Annotated in this window: 16 protein-coding genes; 12 read left to right on the top strand and 4 right to left on the bottom strand. The window is 67.4% G+C overall.

All coding sequences use genetic code 11. The annotated features are described in order from the left end of the window. Positions 1–77 precede the first annotated feature (77 nt). Positions 78–1316: an IS110 family transposase gene (locus tag QCZ28_RS12485; protein ID WP_279516810.1), complete on the bottom strand. Its 1239-nt coding sequence runs from the start codon at positions 1314–1316 to the stop codon at positions 78–80. Positions 1317–1909: 593 nt separating this feature from the next. Here QCZ28_RS12485 and QCZ28_RS12480 point away from each other — a divergent pair. From QCZ28_RS12480 to QCZ28_RS12470, 3 genes are all read left to right on the top strand, one after another. Next, positions 1910–2245, top strand: coding sequence for a hypothetical protein (locus tag QCZ28_RS12480; protein WP_279516809.1), 336 nt, complete (start codon positions 1910–1912; stop codon positions 2243–2245). Positions 2246–2440: 195 nt separating this feature from the next. Beyond that, the gene (locus QCZ28_RS12475; protein WP_279516808.1) at positions 2441–3334 is read left to right on the top strand and encodes an IS982 family transposase; all 894 of its coding nucleotides are present in this window, start codon (positions 2441–2443) and stop codon (positions 3332–3334) included. A 134-nt stretch (positions 3335–3468) separates the two neighbouring features. Next, positions 3469–4410: a hypothetical protein gene (locus QCZ28_RS12470; RefSeq protein WP_279516807.1), complete on the top strand. Its 942-nt coding sequence runs from the start codon at positions 3469–3471 to the stop codon at positions 4408–4410. Positions 4411–4471: 61 nt separating this feature from the next. On the opposite strand, the gene QCZ28_RS12465 is transcribed toward QCZ28_RS12470, so the two are convergent. After that, positions 4472–5332, bottom strand: a complete 861-nt coding sequence (locus QCZ28_RS12465; protein ID WP_279516806.1) for a phosphotransferase — start codon at positions 5330–5332, stop codon at positions 4472–4474. Between the two features lie 481 nt (positions 5333–5813). On the opposite strand from QCZ28_RS12465, the gene QCZ28_RS12460 reads away from it, so the two are divergent. The 9 genes from QCZ28_RS12460 (at position 5814) to QCZ28_RS12420 (ending at position 19092) form a co-directional block, all read left to right on the top strand. Continuing rightward, the gene (locus QCZ28_RS12460; protein WP_279516805.1) at positions 5814–6458 is read left to right on the top strand and encodes a hypothetical protein; all 645 of its coding nucleotides are present in this window, start codon (positions 5814–5816) and stop codon (positions 6456–6458) included. Positions 6459–6856: 398 nt separating this feature from the next. Then, on the top strand, positions 6857–7024 hold the full coding sequence (locus QCZ28_RS12455) for a hypothetical protein (RefSeq protein ID WP_279516804.1): 168 nt from the start codon (positions 6857–6859) through the stop codon (positions 7022–7024). 339 nt (positions 7025–7363) lie between these two features. Next, complete coding sequence (locus QCZ28_RS12450) at positions 7364–8077, top strand: sulfotransferase domain-containing protein (RefSeq protein WP_279516803.1); 714 nt, start codon at positions 7364–7366, stop codon at positions 8075–8077. A gap of 279 nt (positions 8078–8356) precedes the next feature. Next, on the top strand, positions 8357–9634 hold the full coding sequence (locus QCZ28_RS12445; RefSeq protein WP_279516802.1) for a hypothetical protein: 1278 nt from the start codon (positions 8357–8359) through the stop codon (positions 9632–9634). A gap of 69 nt (positions 9635–9703) precedes the next feature. Beyond that, the gene (locus QCZ28_RS12440) at positions 9704–10942 is read left to right on the top strand and encodes a hypothetical protein (protein ID WP_279516801.1); all 1239 of its coding nucleotides are present in this window, start codon (positions 9704–9706) and stop codon (positions 10940–10942) included. Further along, the gene (locus tag QCZ28_RS12435; RefSeq protein ID WP_279516800.1) at positions 10939–14283 is read left to right on the top strand and encodes a hypothetical protein; all 3345 of its coding nucleotides are present in this window, start codon (positions 10939–10941) and stop codon (positions 14281–14283) included. The genes QCZ28_RS12440 and QCZ28_RS12435 overlap by 4 nt, the downstream gene beginning before the upstream one ends. Next, positions 14280–17084, top strand: coding sequence for an RNaseH domain-containing protein (locus QCZ28_RS12430; RefSeq protein ID WP_279516799.1), 2805 nt, complete (start codon positions 14280–14282; stop codon positions 17082–17084). The genes QCZ28_RS12435 and QCZ28_RS12430 overlap by 4 nt, the downstream gene beginning before the upstream one ends. Before the next feature lie 234 nt (positions 17085–17318). After that, positions 17319–18143, top strand: a complete 825-nt coding sequence (locus tag QCZ28_RS12425) for a sugar phosphate nucleotidyltransferase (RefSeq protein ID WP_279516798.1) — start codon at positions 17319–17321, stop codon at positions 18141–18143. Positions 18144–18321: 178 nt separating this feature from the next. Next, positions 18322–19092, top strand: a complete 771-nt coding sequence (locus tag QCZ28_RS12420) for a carbon-nitrogen hydrolase family protein (RefSeq protein WP_279516797.1) — start codon at positions 18322–18324, stop codon at positions 19090–19092. A 265-nt stretch (positions 19093–19357) separates the two neighbouring features. On the opposite strand, the gene QCZ28_RS12415 is transcribed toward QCZ28_RS12420, so the two are convergent. Together QCZ28_RS12415 and QCZ28_RS12410 are read right to left on the bottom strand one after the other, a co-directional pair. After that, positions 19358–20752 (bottom strand): MFS transporter, encoded by a 1395-nt coding sequence (locus QCZ28_RS12415; protein ID WP_279516796.1) that lies wholly within the window; start codon positions 20750–20752, stop codon positions 19358–19360. Then, entirely contained in the window at positions 20749–21615 is an 867-nt protein-coding gene (locus QCZ28_RS12410; RefSeq protein ID WP_279516795.1) for a phosphotransferase, read from the bottom strand. The genes QCZ28_RS12415 and QCZ28_RS12410 overlap by 4 nt, the downstream gene beginning before the upstream one ends. Positions 21616–21645: the final 30 nt, after the last annotated feature.

The raw sequence follows: 21645 nt of genomic DNA, 5'->3' as shown, positions 1-21645 counted from the left end.
AGGGAGCCGGGGCGCGCCGTACCCGCGCGAGGGCTCGTGGGCCCGGGGTGATCCTGGGCGTTGCCCCGGCTCCCGGCCTAAGTCCCGTGTTCCGGTTCGGGTTCGGGTGATGCGGTGAAGGCGCGGTCTTCGTCGTAGTTGCTACCGGTGCGCAGGCAGTAATGCAAGCTTCCGAGGAGGCGGGCGTAGAGCCGTCGCAGGGCGGCGGGGTGGTGATCGCCGGCGGCGCGGCGGCGGTCGTAGAGGGCTCGGGCGCCGGGGGAGTGGGTGAGGGTGGCAAAGGCCCATAGGTGGCCGGTTTCGGCGAGGATTGGGTTAGCTTTGCGACGGTGGCTGACCTTGTGGGAGGTGTCGCTGGCCCAGGTGATCGGGGTTGCCGCGCAGAGTGCGCGCAGATTGCGTGGGGCGGGGAATCGGTGCGGGTCGTCGCCGAGTTCGGCGAGCAGTCGCGCGGCCAGTAGCGGCCCCATTCCCGGGAACGACCGGTATATCGGTGTCTGTGGGTGCTGTTCGGCCAGCGTGTCGATGTGTGTCCACAGGGTGTGCGCTGAGGCGATGGTGGCGTCGAGCTGCGTGAGCAGCGCGGCGGCGTGACGTCCCATCGCGTCTTCTACCTCGGCTGGTTGACGGAGAGCGCGGGCGTGGAACAGTTCGTGGAGGCGGGTCGCCTCGGCGGTGATGAGGCGGGTGCGTCCGGCGGAGGCCAGCAGAGTCTCCAGCCGACGTCTGGTGAGTCGAGTGGCCGGTGTGGGGGTGGGCGCGGCGGTCAGGATGAGGCGGGCTTCCGGTCTGGTCAGCCCGCCGGGTAGGTGCGGCCAGGCGGTCGCCGCCGCTGGGTAGTAGTCGCGTAGCACTGACCGGAGTCGACGGGCGAGCAGACCGGCGGTGTGCCTCGCCTGTCGGTGCGCCCGGGTCGCCTCTCGCAGTGCGCTGGCTTGCGGCGAGGACGTCGGTGCGGGGCGGTGAGCGTCGCCGTCGACGCGCAGAATGTGCGCGAGTAGGCGGGCATCGCCCCGGTCGGATTTTTGGCGCTGCGGGGCAAGGCGGCTGCGGTAATTGGCTACCTGGGTCGGGTTGAGCACGACGACGGGCTGGCCGGCCTTGCGGAGCCCGGCGACTATCAGACCGCGACTGGTCTCGATCCCGACTGGGATCGAACGTCGGCTGCGTTTCACCGCGGTAAGTGCGGCTAGGAGTTGAGTCAGACCGCTGGCGTCGTCCGTCACGCGCGTGTGGCTGATGAGCTGGCCGTCGGCGTCGACCACGGCCATGTCGTGGTGGTTCTCACCCCAGTCCAGGCCCGCGTAGTAGTTCATCGTCGTCCCGTTCGAGGGATTGAATTGTGGTGCTGGTCGGGCGCGCGGTCTCGCTTGAGGGCTCGGTGGCCCAGGATCGCAATGGGCATTACGCGACCAGCTGGTGTCCGAAGATCACCGGCATGGACACTAGACCGGCTTGCGGCAAAGATCGAGTCACGCCAGCCGTCTCGGCCCCCGTTCGATCACGGGCGGCATGCCCGATACGTGCGTCCCAGCAGCCCGCGGTAGGCCAGAAGATCTTTGTGCAGTCTCGGGACCAGGTGAACTGGAGGCCTCGCAGGGCGGGCGGGGAACCGTCTGGGGCTGGTGTACGTCTCACCCTCTGCTGGTTCGTTTTATCCGTAGTGTCCGTCTGGCGGTGTGTGTCCGCCGAAGGGGGTTGACGATGCCTCGCCGTGTTTCCGCGCTGCTTACCCTGCCGCTGCTGGCCCTGTCTGCCGCCTGCGCCTCGCCGTCGGCGTCCGCCGTGCCGAGCGCCCCGAACGTTGAGCAGTCGTACTGGCCTTCACAGGATGCTCTTGGCGACGCCGCCGAAGCCGTGGACGGCGTCGGCGGGCGCTGGCCCGACGTGTACGCGGACGTGAGCCTGGATGTTCCCGCTGGTGTGCTGCTGGTGCACCGCAATACCTACTGCCGGTTTCGACGAGGCGGTGCGTCAACTCGGTCTGCACGTCATGGTGCGTTTCGTCGACGCCCAGCATTCCGCGCGGGCGCTCGCCCGATGGGTGGAACAGATCAGTGGCGACATGGATTACTGGCGGCAGCGGGGTGTGGCGGTGTACGAGGTGGGACCGACGATTGGGGAGTGCGTTAGCGTCGGCGTCGGTGACCCACAACGCGACGCCGCCGCGGTCACTGCGCACTACCCGGGCGTGCCGCTGTGCGTGGAGCAGGGCGCACCAGCGGTGCCGCTCACCGCCGACTAACCCCATCCACGATGAAACAGGCTGAATAGGCAACTGCGGATCCGTACCTCAGTCCGCCTCTCCGCCAGCTGGAGGACCTGAGGACAGCAGCGGCCTGCGCGCCTGAGATTCCACTGACCACCTGGATCGTCTAGACGAGTAAGTCCTAACGCCCCTGGGTGGTGGATATAGACGAAGGGTGTTGAGGATCAGTTTGTGACGACCGACCTCAACACCCTTCTGACCGCACTCTACGTGAAGATCGACGACTGGCTCGGACGGCAGCGTAGGCCTGGGCGCCCGCCCAGGCTGTCGGACGCGGAACTGCTGACCCTTGCCGTGGCGCAGGCCCTGCTCGGGGTGCGGTCCGAAGCCCGGTGGCTGCGGTTCGTCCCCGGGCATCTGCCCGGGGCGTTCCCGTATTTGCCCGGGCAGTCCGGCTACAACAAGCGGTTGCGTGCGGCGGTGCCGCTGCTCAAGCGGGCGATCCGCGTGGTCGCGGCGGACACCGACCTGTGGACCGACGCCACCTGGGTGGTCGACTCGACGCCGGTCGAGTGCGGCCGGTCCCGACCGACGGTGAAACGCTCCGATCTGGCGGGGTGGGCCGGCTACGGCTACTGCGCCTCGCACTCGCGGTTCTTCTGGGGACTGCGACTGCATCTGATCTGCACCCCGTCCGGATTGCCGATCACCTGGGCCCTGGCGACACCGAAGGTCGACGAACGTCAGGTCCTGGTGGCGGTGCGTGACCACGATCCCGACCTCATCGCCGAGCGTCCAGGCCTGCTGATCGTCGCGGACAAGGGATACGTGTCCGCGGAGCTGGACCGGTGGCTGGCAGAGCGTGGGGTGCGACTGCTCAGACCGTCGTACCGCAACCGCGTCCCACGCCCGGACGAACACCTGCTCAAACCAATCCGGCAGCTCATCGAGTCCGTCAACGACACGTTGAAGGGCCAACTCGACCTCGAACTGCACGGCGGACGCAGCATCGAAGGCGTCGCCGCACGCATCGCGCAACGCCTCCTCGCGATGACCGCAGCGATCTGGCACAACCGGACCACCGGCCAACCTCTGACCAGGTCCTTGATCGCCTACGACCACTGACCAGACTTCGGACTTACTCGTCTAGCCGTCGTGGCCGACCGGCAAGGCGATAAAGCTGATCGGCCTGCCTGGAGATCGCCGCGCCGCTCGTCAGCCAACGGGCGCTGTCGCACTCGCACTCTACGGTGATGGCTATGGATGCATCCGGAGACGAGGGGCCACGCCCGCAGGGCGTGGCCCTGATCCGTGAGCATGGTGGAGCGCGTACGCGAACCGTTGACGAGCACATGTTCACCGTCGGGCAGTCGTCGATGCGGCTGCAGCTGTTCACCGCGCCAAGTCGGCGGCCGGTGGCGATAGCGACGCAGACTGATCGAGAGGGCACATGCCTGATGAACCGGGCGGAGCGGTTCGTCGAGGCGGTGTGGCAGCGGCACTGCCCGGCCGAGCCGGAACCGCCGATCTTCATCGCCCAGCAGTTGCTGACGGGCAAGGATCTCGGGTTCTGCCACTTCGGGTTCACCGTAGCGGGGCCGTTCGCGGTGGCCAGTCCGCCGAGGTGGGGACCGCGGCTGACCGAGGACGAGCTAACGCATCTGGTCGGCGGCCCGGTCGATGCGGGACGCGGGGGTGGCTTTGTCGCCCCGGAAGCCCTGGTGGAACCCCGCATGAGATTCGAGGTCGCGGCCGTGATCGGACTGCCGCGGCCAGACCTACACGGCGAGCCGGCGTGTATGCCGGCCGGAACGACCTGGTCGCGACGCCTGCTCCGGCAGGTGATGCCGCGCCGCAGACTTCGGAACTGCTGCTGGTACCACAGCGTCGATTGGGCTGCCGCGTCAGATGCGGCCGTCGCCGCGTTGGCACGAGCAGACAGCGAAGCGCTCGAGCGCGTGCCCAGCGATGATCCCGAGGACGCACGGATGTTCGCTGCCGTAGCCGCACTGCGCGCCCAGGGCCTCGACGGCCGGGTGTTGAAGGCTGCGGAGACGTTGTTTTGCGATCCGATCCAGCCCGACGTGCCCGGTGCTGTCGTGCCGTATATCAACGGGCGACACCGGGCGGACGCGATGCTCGACGCCGGCGTACGCCACACCGTCATCGGCCGCTGGAGCGACCCAGGCGCCGACCGGTGACTAGCGGCGCGTACCGCGATGCGGCGATCCGGAATCTCATGGCATGGCATGGGCTGGAGCCCTACCAGCTGGAGGTTCCCCTCCGGGCAAGGGTGGATGCGTCTGCGCCGGGACCGGGCTGCTGCGACACCACGGAGCGCGCCCGGATCCTCGATCGGCGGTAGGCCGCCCATACACTGGTCCAGGTCGCAAGGTCGTGCACCCACACCTGGGCGCACTTCTCGGCTTTTCTTGCCCACTTCGCGGCGTTGCGGATGGCGAAATCGTCTACGGCGTCGCGATCAGTCGCAGCCCACGCCGGAAACTGCGCCACCCAGCGTTCTGCCTGACCGGCGGTGTGGCCGCAGCCGATTAGCCACTGGATCAGGAGTGCAAGTTCCACCCAAGGCGCTGCTTTAGTCGCGAAAGCCCAGTCGACGATGCGCAGGTCGCTGCCGGTCACGATCAGGTTGGTCGGGTTGAGATCAGAGTGCACGAGCCCATCGCCGGCCATCAGCGGATGCGCGAACCCGAGCCGGCCCGCTGGGTCGTACCAGGGGCCATTCGGCGCGCGGGTGTTTTGTAGCTCCTTGAGCGTCGCGGCGAGGAGGTCGAGATCGGGACTGGCGGGGGACAGGTCGGGATACGGGCCAGCAAGGTGCTCGGTCGCCACCACCAACCAGCCGTCGGACTCGAAGTGCCAGAGAACCGGCGGCGGGTACCGGTCGATCGCCGTGCTCGCCGCCAGTTCGTAGCGCAGTGATCGGACGCAGAGGTCGGCCGAAGCCGCCTTGACGAAGACCTTCGCGGTTGGCCCGGTGACTGTCGCGGCGATGTCCGCGTGGCCACCGTTGGAAGCCGGGGTGACGTCGAAGGATTCACCGACCCGTTCGGCGATCGCGGCGGTGACGTTGTCAGGCAGATCCGTCCAGACGCTACGCATTGATCATTCTCTCCCGTCAGATGGTGGGGTGAGCTGAACTCTGGGGCAGCCGAACTTGGCCTCGCCGTTTCAGGCATGTTCGGCGATCAGGAAGCAAGTGTTCCGCACTGCGGCGTAGGCGGGCCCGTTTTGTCCTTCATCTCCCTGTTGACCGGGGGAGGAGTCCATTGGTCGCGGTCGAATTGCCGTCCCACTTCCGGTGCGCTCGCTTGATGCTCTGTGTCGGCGGGACCTGGCGGTCGTCGTCGTGGGCTCTCTGCTGGGTTGGGCGACGGCAGGCGCAGCGGGCCGTTGTGAGTGATGAGGTTATGGAAGGCGTAGAGGCTGTGAGTGCAGGCCTTCGCCATGTCACACCGCAGCCGTGTCACCGGCACCGGATCGGCTACAACGGTTGTTGGGCAGCCGGTGGAGCGCGAGCGTTACGTCTGGACAGTGTGCCGTAGCCTGCACGATCGTAGCGACGCGGCGTGGAGGTCAGACGGTGAACATCGACATCGACGTGGCGGCGTGGGGGGCCGCCCTGCTCGCGACAGGCGGGGCCGGGGTGGCGGTTTGGCAAGCGTTTAGCGCGAAAAGCCAGGCCCAGAGTGCCAAGGAGCAGGCCATCGCTGCCAAAGAGTCCGCTGCCACGGCGGAGCGGCAAGCCACGGCTGCCGAGGATCACCTCGCCCTCGCGCGTCTTCAGTTCCAGGCTGACCTAGACGCACGAGACGAAGCTGATGGCCCTGAGTTCGAGGTCACCAGCGGGATGGTGCACGTCCACGATGAGCAGTACGCGGAGGTGCCGATCAAGCTCCTATCGGGCAAGCCGCTGGCGTCGGTGGTGATCAGCGTGGCCGGCCAGCCGAACGTGCGCGGATTCGTCAATAGGGTCGCTGGCGGTTGGGACGGCATGCAGGCGGCAGTCACGCGCACCGATCTTGCCCCCGGAGCGGCCTTCACAGTCGTCTTGATGCTCGAGTACAAGGCCTCGACGCCGCTGAACGTGCGTCTTGACTTCGAATGCCACGAGGGGGGCGGCGGCCCACGGACGTGGCTCCGCTCCTACTCGTCCCAGGTCAGTAGGCCGCCCGAGCCCACGACCGAATCTCGGTCGCGTCGCCGGCTCCCCTTCGACGGCCGATAGCCACAGACGCTTTGCGCGGCCCCGCGTGTTCGTAAGGCGGGGGTGATGGCCAGGGCGACGTGCAGGTGAGGTCGACCCGGCCTGCGGGCAAGGCCAAACCCCGCGCGATTCGGCAGGATCGGCACGGGGCGACGGTTTGCCGCTCATGCCTCGCCCGCGACTGGCGTAGCCTGGTGGGCATTGATGGGACCGGCATTCCTCAGCCGGCTATGTGACGGCGTGAACCTCCGGGCGATTCCTCCGGACGCCTCACACGCGGTGACTAGCATGGGCAGCCCGCCGAAGCGGGCCAGGCGCCGACGTAGCCCACGGGATCATTCACCCGACGGCACCATGCGGTCCGGGTGCGCGTCGCCCCAGGCGTAACCAAGGGCACGACTCGACGGAGGAGAACCGTCATGGCCCGATCTCAGCCGATGGACCACGAGTCCGCCGACCGCATCAGCGCGGCCGCCGACCGCGATCCCGACTCGCCGACCGCGACCAGCGGGTTTGACGACCGGGTGCAGGAGGCGGCTGACCGCAATGATGCGCAAGACCCGGACGACTACGACGACACGGAGTAGCCCCGTACCGGGCGGTGTCCCGCCGCTGGGTGCGGCGGGACACCTCGGTGCCACGCTTCTGGGGCGCTGGGAGCGTGTAGCCAGCCTCAAGGGGAGTCGGCTGTCGAACGGATTGTTCGGGAGAGAGCAGAGTCCAGTGGCATCGGCGGGCGACGGAAGGCGAAGAGTAGTCCCAATCGGCGGTGGTGGGGGCGGCGCCGCGCGACAGTTCGCCGCGATCGAGACTGGCGGAGCCCAGATCGACGTCGGTTGAGATTCATGGCCCGACTCGTCGGCGCAGAGGGCAGTGCCGAGGCCATGGTGAACCGCGTGAGCGAGAGAACTCTCTACCCTGGTTGAGTGATCGTGTGGTTGTCCTCCTATCCCCGGTCAGGTAACACCTTTCTCCGGATCGTCCTCAATCGGGTCTACGGCGTAAGGACATCCGTCGTCTATGACATTGATGGCGTGGCCGAACGTCTGGGTTCCGATCTGGTCGGCTTCACCGAACGCCCTGCAGCGATTCAAACCATGCGTGACTCGACAGAGGTTCACTTCGTCAAAACGCACGGACAGCGCGACGACCAGGTTGATGAAGCGGACAAAGCAGTCTGCCTTGTCCGGGACGGGCGCGATGCGCTCGTCTCGTGGGCGCGTCTGGCCAGCGAGGCAGACGCTGCTCGATTTGAGAGCGAGCTGCATGCCATGATCACCCGGCGGGACGAGGTCGGAACCGGCAGTTGGGGACGCAACGTGCTGAGTTGGCTGCTGCCGCCGGCGCCTCACCGAGTGGTGCTGAGGTACGAAGAACTTGCCCAGAACCCGAGAGCTGCTGTGGAGCGAGTCATCCAAACGCTGACGTCCGAGCGCCGACCCGTCGCCGACGTCCAGATTCCGTCGTTCACCGAGCTTCAACAGGTCGATGGCCGCTTCTTCCGTAGAGGGCTCACCAACACTCATCGCGACGAACTGTCCGACGAGCTACACCAGCTTTTTTGGGCCCAACCTGACAACGCGGCCGCGATGCAGCTACTCGGTTACGGGACGTGGACGGACGGCTCGCAACGAACGTGAGCGGTAGCGGCCAGTGCGAGAGGTGGTTCGTGGGTCGTCGGCGAGCGGTACAAGCGGGATCCGGTACTGACGGCCAGGCGCATCCCAGCACCGCACTGCTCGACTAGTCGACACATCCGTGCAACGATCAAACATGTGTTCGATACTTGAAGACTGTGAGTCAAGGGCGGTCCCCTAGGTCGCCTGCAGTTTGGCCCGTAACGGGTTATCGTCGCTGGTGGGGACGGTTGCGATGGCTATGAAGGCTATGTCTGCGGATGTCGGACCGACGTGGGCAGCGTGACGACGCTTGTCGACGCCGGCGTGAACGTGCCCGCGGCTCGTCGGCTGATTCCGGGGGCGCTGGCCGCACGGCGGTTGACGTGTGGCTTGGCGCGGCGTGATGCGGCCGTACGCGCAAGACTGTCCGCCCGAAAGGTGTTCCTCTATGAGGAAGGTTTGCTCGCGGCGACTCCGGCTGAGGTGGAACGCCTGGCCGAGGCAGTGGGTTGTCGCCCTGATGAGCTGATCGACATCGTGCCAGGCCAGGAGACGCTTGCCGATCTGCGCTTCTTGGCCGGGCTGACGCTGGCCCGTGCATCGGAGTTGTTGGAGGCATCTCAGGCCGGTCGGGATCTGCGTGTGTCGGCGGAGGTGCTGTCTGCGCTCGAATGCGGTGAGTCGATGGCCGGCCGGGATTGGGCGGAGCCGGTGATGACCGGTCGCCTCTTGCCGCCGCTGGCCAAGATCTATCGGGTGCCGACCCGGATGGTCTTGGACGCGTGGATGCGCACCCGACCGCAGGATCCTGCGCCGGCGGTGGAAGGCGGAGGACGCAGGGGGCCGTCGCGGGCCGCTGTTGAGGCGTGGGCATCGCTGAATGAGCGGCAGCGCGTGTATCTGGGCGAGATCATGCGCGACGATCGGATGACCGAGACCGAGATGTGGATGCGTCGGCTGCAGCGGTTGCCGGTGCCGCCGGCCGCCGAGTGGCGGCAGTTGCCGCTGGCCCTGAAGTCGGCGTCGTCAGAGCAGGGTCATACGCGTCTCCAGGAGCGGCTGCGTCGACGTGGGGTTCATGACCCGGGCGCTGGCCGGACCCTGCACGCCCTTGCCCGCCGGGGCCTGGTGATCGTGACCGAGGACGTCATCGATCATCCGGATATCGGTGAGGTCGTACGCATTGCTGTCAAGATCACCCGACGCGGACGGGCTGCCGCTCGGGTTGGTCTGGATGAGACTGTCGAAGTGGATCACGAGCCGCATCTGTTGTCGGAGTGGTTGTGGGGTGTGTTGGCCCGCGTCGCGGCGGCCGAGCCCGAGGGCCTGCCGGAGGACCGGCTGGCGGGCAGATCGTTGTTCTTCCTTGGCGTCGGTTACCGCAACGCGGCCGGTGGCCCGCCGAGCAGAGGGCTAATCGAGGCAGTGCCCGTGCTGGCTCCCGGCGGAACGCACGTGGTGGAGTTCCGTTGGCAGTTGACTGATCTCGGCCGGCGTCACGTCGTCGAGTTCGCGGACACCTATCGTCAGCAGTATCCGCGCGTGGAGTGCCCCGGACTCGAAAGCCTCATCGTCTGATTTCTGACACTGGCCTCGAGCGCTTCCGGGACCTCGTCTTGTCACCGGGTGGGTCTAACATCCGCCCTCGTGACCAATGCTGTCGATGACGACGCGCGCACACTAAGCGATCTTCACGTTCGCTACCTCGTGACCAAAGCGGCCCTGCATGCCGCGAAGGCTCTCACTGCTGCCGGGTGGAAGCCGGAGCGGCGGCTGGAGACCTTGATGGAGTGCCACGGGATTGTGCTGGCTGCCCGCGGCCCGGGAAGCCCGTTGCCGTTCGGCTGGTTCCGGCAGGCTCTTTCGGGTGACCTTGCGCAGCTACTGCCCGAGGGGGTGGAGCCAGTCGATCTCAAGGGATTACTCGTCATGGATCAGGACGGGCAGGTCACGGAGGACGCCTTCGATCTGGACTTCGAGCAGAGGATGCTGCTGCACACTCTGCGCAAACTCGATCGCAGCTCGGACATGCTCGTGGGTGTACGCGAGCTGCGGGAGGAGGTGGAGCAGGAGACTGTGTATCTGGCGCTGAGCAAACAGGGCGTTCAATCGGTCTACGAAAACGGGCGTGCGGATCTGATCAGGTATCCGTCCGGGCCGGCCGATGAGCTGGCGGACTTGCGGCTGCCGCCGACCGTTGTCCAGTTCTACACCGACATCCCGTACGCCTCGATCCACCAGGGCTGGTGGTACGAGTGTCCTATCTGCCGGTGGCCGATGCGGCTGGCGTTGGCGAAGAGCGCCGGTGCGCTGGTGGGGTCGGCCCGATGCTGGCACACCCCGCACGCCGATATGGGGGCCTCCTACCTGTTCCGTCCGAGCGATGACGGTTCTGCTGCCGAGCTTCTTCCCGAACCACGCCCGGACCGCCTGGCCGCCCGCGAAGCGGTGCTGTTTCCCGACATCGATGTTGTTCCCCAGCCGAGGCCGGCGGAGAACCACAAGGCGCTGGCCCGGGGCATCTGGCGATACACCACGGTGCCAGGGATTCCGGAGCTTGCACTGCGGGACCGGCTGGTCGAACGCGGGCTGAAGGTGGACCTCTGGCCGGCCCTGGACGCCTACGACCTGACGGTGACGATCCCCGGCACCAAGACATCCTTCAAGGTCGACGTCAAGGACTACACGTCGGCGACGACGCTCGCGAGCCTTATCCATGCGCAGGAGGGTGACCGCGGCGGCGCCGAATGGCTCGTGGTCCCGGACTACCGGGTCGGGCAAGTCCCGCTGTTGTCCGAGGTGTGCCAGAAGTACGACATGAAGGTGGCCACCGCCTCAGCATTCGGTGAGCTGGTCTGCAAGCAAGCGGGGGTGAGGTGGGCATGAGCGACCCGACCGTGCAGACCAGCGTGGTGCACGCAGCCCTAGCCCTGGCAGCCCACTATTTCCCGCGCCGTGTCCCCGGTGACACACGTGACGCCGCCGGGTTCGCCGACGCCGCGTTCCTGCTGTCCGGGAAATACACGGTGTGGGACCGCTGGAGCAGCCTTCCCTACGACGAGAAGCAGCGGATCGCGCTGGTCGGATCGATCGCCCCGGCCGACCTGGTGGAACATCGCGCCTTCTCGGTCGCCGCCCGCACCGCCCTCACCCCTTCCGATCCAGGCCCGGACGAGGAACAGGCACCCATCACGGCCTTCGAACTCGCCGGGAGTAACCCATTCAGGGCTGACGCCGCGTTTCCTCGCGTGGGCGGGAACCTGCTGGACTACGTCGATCGCCAGACCGCCCGGTTCCGGCGCCCAAGCGCCCGCCCGAAGCCGCCGGACTTCGCGGGCCCCGGAACGTGGAGTACCCCCACGATCTACGTCAAGGACGGCGGTCAGATCCACGGGCGGGTGCGGATCCCGCGCTATCCGCATTTCACCGAGCGGTTCGCCCTCGACCAGCTGCCGCACGTGTCGACCGTCCCCTACACGCCTGAGCTGCAGATTCCCACGCACGAACTCCTGACGTTGGCCGCCCAGATCGACGAACGCTTCCCACCGGACAAGCGGTTTCTGCACACCACGCTCACCGGCCTGGTCGAGGTGCTGCAGACCACCGACGTCGTCTCGCCCCGTGAAGCCTTGACACTGTCGGCCGTTGGCCTGGAGATCTTCCACGCTCCCACCGGCACCGGCAAGAGCGTGCTGGTCCGGGTCATGGCCAGCTGGTTCGCTCTGCGCAACCTACGAGTCACGCTCGTGCAGCCGGACATCAAGTCCTGCCTGGCGATGACCTGGAACATCCAGGGTGACCTGGCCTATCTCCGGGAGCAACAGGAGCTGGAGCACACGCCGACGTGCGCGCACCTGATGTCCTCGAGCAGCATGCGCGAGCGGGCCGTCAAGCACGCTTCGCTGATCGACGAAGACCCCGAATCGCCCGGCGACTGGGGTCTACGCGGAGAACGCGACATCGACCCGCTCGCCTACGGGTGCGCGCAACGCGAGTTCACCGAGGCCACCGGCGACTACCCGCCGGGACGTGAACCCTGCCTCTCGCTCGGCCGTCAGGGCGTCGGGGTCTCGGCCTGCCCGTGGATCCCGACCTGTAGCAAGTTCACCCCGGTCTACGAGGCGTGCGACGCGAACGTGGTCGTCATGAACCACTTCTACTTCCTGCAGGGCGCCCTAAGGATCGGCGTCAATCTCGATGGCCGCCCCGTGCGGACCTTGACGGCTGCCGAGTTTGCCCTGCGTACCTGCCATGCCGTGCTCATCGACGAGGTGGATCAGTTCCAGTCGAGGGCCATCGAACGCTGCGCCAGCGACGTGAAACTTCACTCGCGCCGTCATTGGACCTCGGCCCCTCAGGAGATCGATACCGACGCGAAGCGGCTGCCCATCGACGACGAGAACGTGCTGCTGCCGTCGGTCAGCCACGTGCGGCTCATGGCTGAGTTCTTGCTGCTCAGTATCTGCCGCAACGCGCTCAAGCTTCACGCTGCCGAGGACCAGCGCGCCGAGGAACGCATTCCCGACCAGACCAGCAGCCGCTGGCACATGGCGCGTGGCCGCGACCGCACACTGGCCCGACTGCTGTGGCCCGATCTCGATATCGGCGACGCGGGCATACCCGCCGAGACCGTCGAGCGGATCAACGCGCTGATGCCTGAGCGCTACCAGCATGCCGACCGGCACGGACGCGCGAGCGGCGCGCTCGAACCGGTGTGGGCGGACGTCCAACGGGGCCTGAGCGCACTGGTAGGACCACGAGGTGAGAGCCTGCTTGACGCGGTCAAGCTCGAACTGCACGAGTTGCTAGGCGACGTCATCAAGGACGGACACCGGCGAGCCCAGATCATCAACCTGCTGGCGACCCGCGCGGTGATGATCGAGCTCGACGAGGCGCTCGCAGAGGTCCGCAAGAACGCACAGCGCTTCCGGTCGTCCGGATTGCGCTCCGCTCAGAAGATCATCGAGCAGCTCCAGCACTCGGCGATCACCACCGTGATGCCGATCGGCATGCTCGGCCGCTCCCTGACCGGCTACCGGGTCACCGGCCTCGACGACAGGCAGAAGAGCGCCGAGCTGGTCGCCCAGACCATCGGCGGCGACCCGCACTTGTTCACCGCCGAACTCGGCGGGATCGTCTCGCTGAGCCTGGCCGGAACGCAACGGCCCGTTATGGGACTGTCAGCGACGGCGTTCTTCCCGCAGGCCGTCCGCGAACACGTCCACGCCCCGGTCCGCTGGTGGATGACCGACGCACAAGCCCGCTCCATCCGCGCCCGGAAACGGCGTGTCGACTACGGCAAAGGGCACCCGCTGCTCGGTGAACCGATCAAGGTCTCGGGACTGCACACCAGCCGAAAACGAGACGCCCTGATCGAGCTCGGCGACCAGCTGTACGACCGGCACATCCGCCGGGAGCTGGAACGGGCAGCCCGCGAGGACCCCGACCGCGCCCACGTGCTCGTCGTCGCGAACTCCTACGAGCAGTGCGCCTTGCTCGCCCGCGGCATCGCCCAGTCCGGGAACTACCGGTCCGGACTGTGCGTGGCCGTGCGCGCCGAGGACCGGCACAGCCTCAATCCGGACCTGCCCCGCGAGAACCTCGCCGTCCGGCTGACCCAGGAAGAGTTCGAGACCTTCCCGGACCGGGGCAACATCCTGGTCGTGCCGCTGTCGCTGATCGCGCGTGGCCTCAACATCGTCAAGGGCATCCGCTCCGCAGTGCGGTCGGTCTACCTGTGCGTGCGGCCCCTGGCGTTGCTGAACGAGCCGTCCGAGATGTACGGGAGCATCAACGCAGCCGGCATGCGCGTTCTCCCCGCCGGTGGAAGCAGTGATCCCGTCGCCGCGCTCGCCGGCGCCCGCGACGCCGCATGGGAGAGGCTGAGGCTGTTGCTGCGCTCGGCGAGCCAGTTCGCCTCCATGCAGAAGTCCCTTCAGGAGGAAGTGGTCGCCGGCATGATCGTCGACCTCATCCAGCTCGCCGGCCGGGCCCGCCGCGGCGGTACCGAAGCCGTCCTGCACATGGTCGACTTCGCGTTCCACGAGGACACCTGGAGCGCAGACCTCGACACCATCCTGCGCCGCATTCACGCGAAGTGGCCGCCCGACGTGCGCAAACAGATGAACGACCTGTACGGCGAGGCACTCAACGCGTTCCTGTCGTACGCCGGAATCGACCCCAACGAGCCCACCGTGCTGGACGCTTTCCGAGAAGAGGACGAGTGACCCGACACCACCGCGAGCCCGGACGCTATCTCGACACGCTCGCGTACCGCTGCACCCCCGACCTCGTCGGCAACGACCGCGTTTACCTGAGAAACCTGGACGCCGAGACACGCACCCTGTGGGAGAACTTGAACCGCGCCTGCCAGAAGCGGTACGGCAACGACTCAGCCCAGGCCCCGTACTCGATCGCCACCACCGTGCTCAGCGTCCTCACCGGCGGATACGTCTACTTCGAGCCCGGTGGGCCCCAGCCGTTCCTCGCATCACGGGAGCGGATCGACAACAAGCTCCTCTGCCGGGTGTTCACCCTCACCTACGGGCTGGCCCATGGTATAGCGATCCACGAAATCGACCTGCGGCAGCCGCCGGAGCTGGCACAGAAGATCGCCGACACCCCGGAAAGCGAGGTCTACCTTGCCGAGCACGTCCGGCCGCAGCCCGGCACTCAGCCAGTCGCCCCGAACTGGGTGTTCCGCACCATCGCCTGGGGCCTGGCGCAGAAGCTGGCCGGCCCCTGGACGGTTCGCGAAGGCCTTGCCATCCCACTGCGGCCAGACGTCACCGGCGGGTTAATCGCTCTCGACGACCCCTGGGAAAATGACCAGGGCGGCCGGTACGCCCTGTCACGTACCGCCCTCACGCTGCAAACGGTGCCGAACATCGCCACCCCCGTACTCATGGTGACCTCCCGGGTGACCCGGATCTCGGACTCACTGATCTACAGCAGGACCGTGCTGGCGGTCCAGCCCGGTGACAACCGCCCGGTCCTCGAAGTGGGCCTGCACGGCGGCGGCGGCGCCCGCACCATCAGCCGCTACGCGCTCGAGGCGCTCGGACGCCTCGAGATGGACTACTCCGTCCTGCAGGCCATCGCGACCCGCTCGCAGGCCGAACAGCGTATGCGCGCCGAAGCCATCGCCGAGGCCGGCAAGGACCGCAGGCCCACCCTGAGCTTCTCCCGTGAACGCCCTGCCCAGATCTGGCCCGTACTGCCGAAGAGCCGGCCGTTCCCCATCGGCGTCGGCACCGGCATGCACCACCTGCGGGTCCTCAACGAGCACGTCCTGGGCCGGTTTGAGGGCCGGGCAGAGCCACTCATCGCACGCGCCACCACCATGGCTCTGCCGCACCGACCGACTGACCCCGAGCGGGTGCCCAAGGCGGAGATGGACCGCCGCAAGGCAGAACGCGAAGCCACCGGGTCCAAGAAGGCTCTGCGCGGCAAGGGCAGCGCGTTTCCCGAGCCCGCCTCCATCGCCGCCGCAGTCAAGGCGGCCGGCTTCACCAAGCTGCGCCTGGTCTGCCTCTGGTACCGCGACGAAACTCGGCTGCGGATGATCGCTGCCCTCGCCAAGACGTACGGCCTCGAGACCGAGGGCCTCGACCCGCACGACGGCGAAGAGATCGATCTCTTCGGCGGGACGATCACCGCCGTCTTCCACCTCGCGGCGAACTTCCTCGCGCACGGTAGCCCGAACGGGCGGACCAAGGCACTGAACCCCGCGGCTGCGGCCCTCGACACCAGCGGTGACGTCCTGATCGGTGCTTGGTGCGAAACCCACATGCCCACCACGGAGGACATCCCAGGCCTCAAACCCGCCGAACTGGAGGACGCGGACGCGAAGCCACAGAGCAAGATGATTCTGGCGAGCAAGGACATCGCCAGCCAGTACCTGCTCGGCAGGAACGCCAACGGCATCATCGAGCCAAAGGACCCCGACCACCCGGCAGAGATGGCGCTGCTCGACCTCTACCGCTCGCTCGGCATCATCGACGACCGCATCGCCAACGCCCTGCGTCCTGAAAAGCGACACGCGGGGTACGGGGCCGACCGTATCGCGCACGTCGGCTTCCACATCCGCCAGCAGAACAAACGCAAGGGTGAGAAGAGCTCTCCCAGAACGGTCGTGACCGCGACCGCGTTGATCCCGCCGCCGACGCCAGGCGACGTGTGGCAATTGCTCGGCTGGAGCTCGACTGTCGCCTCATGGCAGCCCTACCGCCAAGCCCAGAACCAGTTCCACGAGACCGAGTACCCGCAGGAGACCGGCGGGAAGAAGTCGTACCGTCAGCGCTGGGACGACGTCGGCGACGTCGTCGAACAGGCACTGCAGGACCTCGCCGAGTACCTCGATGGCCGGCCGTACGTCGTCACCGTCGACGAGGACAGCGCCCGCCGCATCTGGGATGGGTTGCAGAACAGCAAGCAGGGCGGCCAACCCGAAGAACGAAAGAGTAAGCGGTGGCTGCCGGGCTACAGCCTGCAAGACGATGAACGCCCCGATGCGATCATCCGCGTGAACATCGCCGACGACAGAGTGCCCCCACCGATCGCCTACACCCACGTGCTCAGCACAAAAGACGCCGTACGGGAAGGCGAGACTACCAACGCTCTCTACGAGATTGAGACGGACTTCGGCACGCCGGTCTGGGTCCTGTGCAACGTGCCCCGCAACTACGACGGTGGCAACTCGGGCCGGCTCGGCGCGAAGTACACCAGGTGGGACGCCAAACGGGCCGTCATCTCCGAGAACCGCGAAGAACGCCGCAAGAGCGAGATGCCCGAACCGTGGTACTCGATGACCGCTACCGAGATCTACCCCATCGCCCTCAATGACCGTGTCTCTCATGAGGCACTTGCGGTCGCCACCGCTCAGCTCTGTCACCAGACCATGTATTGGTCCGGCCGCGTCCGCTATCCAGTCGCACTGCACGCGGCCATTCAGATGGACGAGGGCCATCCTCAATATCGCCGCACGGCGCAGTCGCCCGATGAGGAGGAGGACGGCCCGGGACGATAAGTAGCTCCTGCGTCAAGCCTGGGGTGTGCATTCGGTGCCTGAGTCTCGGTAGACGACACCGGTCCGGGGTCGTTCTCGTAGGCGAAGGGATCGAGATCACCGTCGCCGACGGCCTGCGTCGCGCGCCACTACGTGCCCGAATTGACCCAATGCGATGCGTAAGCTGCATTGGTCCGCCCGGCTTACTGTCGCTACACGTTGACGGCCGGTGTAACCCAACCGAAAGGTAAGCGCGTGAGGGCCGTCATCGCTGTCGCCGGCATGGGCAGCCGCTTCTTCCCGATCGGCAAAACGATCAACAAGTGCATGCTGCCGATCCTCAACCAACCAGTCGTCGCCTACGCGGTCGCTGACTGCGTCGCCGCAGGCACCCGCGAGATCGCGATCGTCACCGCCCCCGGCGAGATCGGCCGCCAGGTGCGTCATTACTTCACCGAAGACCACGACCTAAAGGACTACTTCACCGCACGCGGCTGGCAGGACAAGTACGCGTCCGTCGCCGACCTGCACAGCCAAGCCGACTTCACGTTCATCGAACAGCCGCGCGACGACCGGTACGGCACTGCGCTGCCCGCGATCGTCGCCGCTGACTTCGCTGGCGACGACTTCCTCCTGGTCGCAGGCGACGACCTCCTGCTCCGTAACGACGGCGGATCGGACCTGGCCGACCTCGCCGCTGCCCGCGCCACCGCCGGAGCACCGGCAGCGCTCGCCGCCGCCACGGTGCCCGGCGCTGAGGCACACCGCTACGGCATCCTCCACCCGCGAGCAGCCAAGAGTCACCAGCTACTCGATCAGCTGCTCGAAAAGCCGGATGACTACGACGAGCCGACCGCGTACATCAACATCAGCCGTACCCTGCTACCCGCTGACGCGATGGCCTACTTCCAGGAGCTGATTCCGGCTGCCAACGGGGAGTACCAGGCCACCGACGCCGTCATCGCCTTCGCCCGCGACAACGACGTACTGATCCACCCCGTCACCGGTGAGTACCACGACTGCGGCAGTCCCGCCGGCTGGCTCGCGGCCAACAACGCCGCTGCCATGCCCCAGGCCTGACCGGTCCCGGTCGTACAAGCGACTTCGAACCGGCTAACCCGGCGGCGGAAACGCTGCTCTTCTGCGCGTGCCGTGACCCTCCACGCCGGCGAGTCTCACAGGAGGTCCCGCAGCGGCGGCGCCGTCCCACTGTCATCGCACAGGCAGCAACGTCGTCGGACCTCGATAGGGTTTCGGGGTGGCCGAGGTGTTGCGGGTGGGGGCCTGTCAGACCCCGGAGATTCTGGGCGATGTCGGCGCGGCGGTGCAGTGCATCGAAGAGTTCGGCCGCGAGGCTGATCAGCGGGATGTCGAGTTGCTGCTGTTCCCGGAGTGCTTTCTGCAGGGCTATCTCGTGCAGGAGCGCCACCTGGACGCCCACGCTATGGATCTGCGCTCCGCGTCGTTTGCTGCACTGTTGCGACGGGTGGGCCGGATCGGGCAGACCCTTGTCCTCGGTGTCATCGAACGACGGGCGGGTCAGTACTTCAACTCAGCGGTCGTCGTGGCCGGCGGTGAGCTCCTCGGCGTCTACCGTAAAACCCACCTCATGCCGGGAGAATCGCTCTTTACTCCAGGTCAGGACTACCCAACCTTCAAGGTTAAAGGCGTGCGGTTCGGCATCAACATCTGCTCCGACACTCGGGTACCCGCTGCGGCCGCGGCGGTGGCGGCGCAGGGCGCGCAACTGCTCCTCGTGCCAGCGCAGAACATGATGCGCCGCGCCTCCGCCCTGCGGTGGAAGGACCGGCACACCCCGATGCGCGTCGCCCGGGCCCGGGAGAGCGGCATGTGGCTGGTGTCAGCTGACGTCACCGGTGAGCGTGGCGCGGACCGGATCGGCTACGGGCCGACGAACATCATCAGCCCGCAGGGCGAGGTCGTAGCACAGGTCGCGGCGATGACGCCGGGCATGGCGACCGCCGACATCGGACGCTGTGAGCCGCCGGGTCAGGCCACGTGTGGGTGACGCTGTCGCTGACGCCGCTTGGAGCCCGAGGCGATCCCCGGGCGAAACACAGGTGCCCTCGTTAGGTGATCCGCCATCCGCTGCTCCAGCAGGGAAACCTCGTCGTGAAGACGTCAACGTCAAGGTTCAGGGTGTGGGCGGCGGGTGCGAACAGCGCCGCGTACTCCGCGTCGGGGGAGAAGAGTGTCCAACGGTGCCGTTCAGCACGAAATCGGTCGTGGTGCCGGTGTAGCGGCGGGATGCCCGCCGCTGCCGTTGCCATCGCTCATTCTGCGTTCTCCCTGGGTGTGGTGGCGGTGGCCGTGACGGCGGCGGGCAGGCGGGTGCTCGCGCTACCGGAACGACGTGCCGGTAGGCGACGTCCGCTGGGCGGGTTGGCGTCGGCGGTGTGGGGCGGACCGTTCGGGGTTGCCTTCCACGGCAGGAACGCGGCGCTGGTGAGCGTGAGGGCGGCGGCTGCCGTGAGCGCGCCGCGGGGGCCGGTGGCGGCGGCGAGGATGCCAGCGGCGCCAATGAAGACGGGCTGGGTGAGTTTGCTGGTGATGGACCAGGCGGTCAGGACGCGGGACAGGCAGTGCTCGCTGGTGTGGTTCATGCGGTAGGCGGCGAAGGTGGGATTGAATGCTCCCGCCACGAACAGCAGGAGTGTGTCGGCGAGGGTGATGATGATCAGGCCCGGTGTGCCGGGCGGGGCGAGGGGGATGAATCCCATCCAGAGTGTGCGGGCGACGCCGGTGGTGAGCAGGACCCTGCGGAGGCCGTGTCGGGTGGTGAGGGGACCGGCGGTGAGGGAGCCGAGGATGCCGCCGAGGCAGGGCAGTCCGAGGGCCAGGCCGTACTGCCAGGGCGCCAGGTGGAGGTCGCGGAGCATGAACACCGCGATGATGGGCGTGGTGGCCGTGATGGCGCCGCCGAAGATGACGGCGTTGACGAACAGGGCTCGCAGGCCCGCGTGGTGAAGGATGTGCCGCCATCCTTCGATGGCTTCCCGGCCCCTGCTCGGGGCGGTTTGCCGCATCGGTGGTGGCGGTTCGGGGCTGCGGAGGCGGCGGATCCCGAGCGCGGATATCAGGAAGCTCGCGGCGTCGACGGTGATGGACGCGGTAGCGCCGAGCGAGGACACGAGGACACCGCCGATGGGTGCGCCGAGGCTGTTCGCCGTCCACTGGGAGGTCTCGAATCGGCTGTTGGCGGTGACGCGTTGATCGGCGGTGACTAGGTGCTTCAGGTGTGCGCCGCTGGCGGCGTTGAACACGATGGTGCCGGCGCTCTGTATGACGGCAACGACGCATAGCTGCGCGTACGTCAGGGCGCCGAGCGCGGCGGCGATGGGGACGCTGGTCAGGGCCGCGCAGCGCAGCACGTCGGCGCCGATCATCACGGGCCGTTTGCGCCGGAACTCCACCCAAGGCCCCAGGGGCAGGACGATGGCCGCCGAGGCGAGGCCGGAGATCACCGCGAGCAGGGAGATCTGGAGAGCCGATGAGTCCAGCAGCAGAATCGCGACCAGCGGCAGCGCGCCTGCTCCGACGGCCGATCCCAGTTGGCTGACCGAGTACGCGCCCCACAGGCGGTGAAAGTCTTGGCTCAGCGGGGGAGGCGCCGGTGAGCTGCCCGCGGGGCTGCGCCGAGCCGGCGTACCGGCGTTCGTCCGTTTCATGACCATCGCATCAGTGCCTCTACGTCGCAGCGTGCCTGGCTGAGTAGCTGTCGCAGGTACGCGAGCCGGGACGCGGTCGCGCCGGCTGCGGGCAGCACGGTGTGCAGGCGGATCTCTCGGCAGGTCAGCAAGAGCATGTTGACGCAGTCGGCGGTGGTGATGTCGGCGGTGTGTACGCGTTCGGCGATCGCGGTGGTGAGGGTCGGGCTGGCGGCGGCGACGATGTGCAGCATTGCGAGGTCGTAGCCGGGTAGGTAGCTGCCGGTGTGCTCGAAGTCGATGAGGGCGCAGTGCTCGCGGTCGAGGAGCAGGTTGGCGGGTAGGGGATCGCCGTGTGCGGTGACCCGATGCGGTCCGTGCTGGTCGACGAGGGTGTGGAGGGCGTGTTGGTCGGCGTCGTCGAGGAGCCCGGCGGCGCGTTCGGCGTCGGTGCGGCCGTGGTAGTCGAACGGTTGCGGCAGTGGCGGTGCTGGCGTCCAATCGGCGAAGGTGCCGAGGGTATCCAGGACCAGATGTGCCGTGGCCGGGCTGACGTCGCGAGTGAGGTGGCGTTGGTCGTCCAGGCGCTGTCCGGGTAGCTGGGTCAGGACGGTCAGGTGGGCGTCGGCGTACAGGACCTGCGGCATGCGCACGGGCGGCGGCTGCTCGGCGAACAGCTCGTACATGCGTAGCTCGTGCTGGCGCCGGCCTGCCCAGTACGGGTCATCGGTGGTCAATAGCTTCACGATCACCGGTCGGCCGTCGCGGCGGCCGGTGGCGACGATGGCCTTGTCCGTGCGGTGGACCACCCGGTCGATGCCTACCCGTGCGGCAGCGGCACGGGCGATCAGCATCGCGAACGCGTCGTCCGCTTGGGCTGCCACGCGACCGGCATGGTCTGAGGTTGTTCTCGG

The organism is Micromonospora sp. DH14 (assembly GCF_029809455.1).
Taxonomy (GTDB): domain Bacteria; phylum Actinomycetota; class Actinomycetes; order Mycobacteriales; family Micromonosporaceae; genus Micromonospora; species Micromonospora parva.
This window is presented reverse-complemented; position numbering and strand designations above follow the sequence as displayed.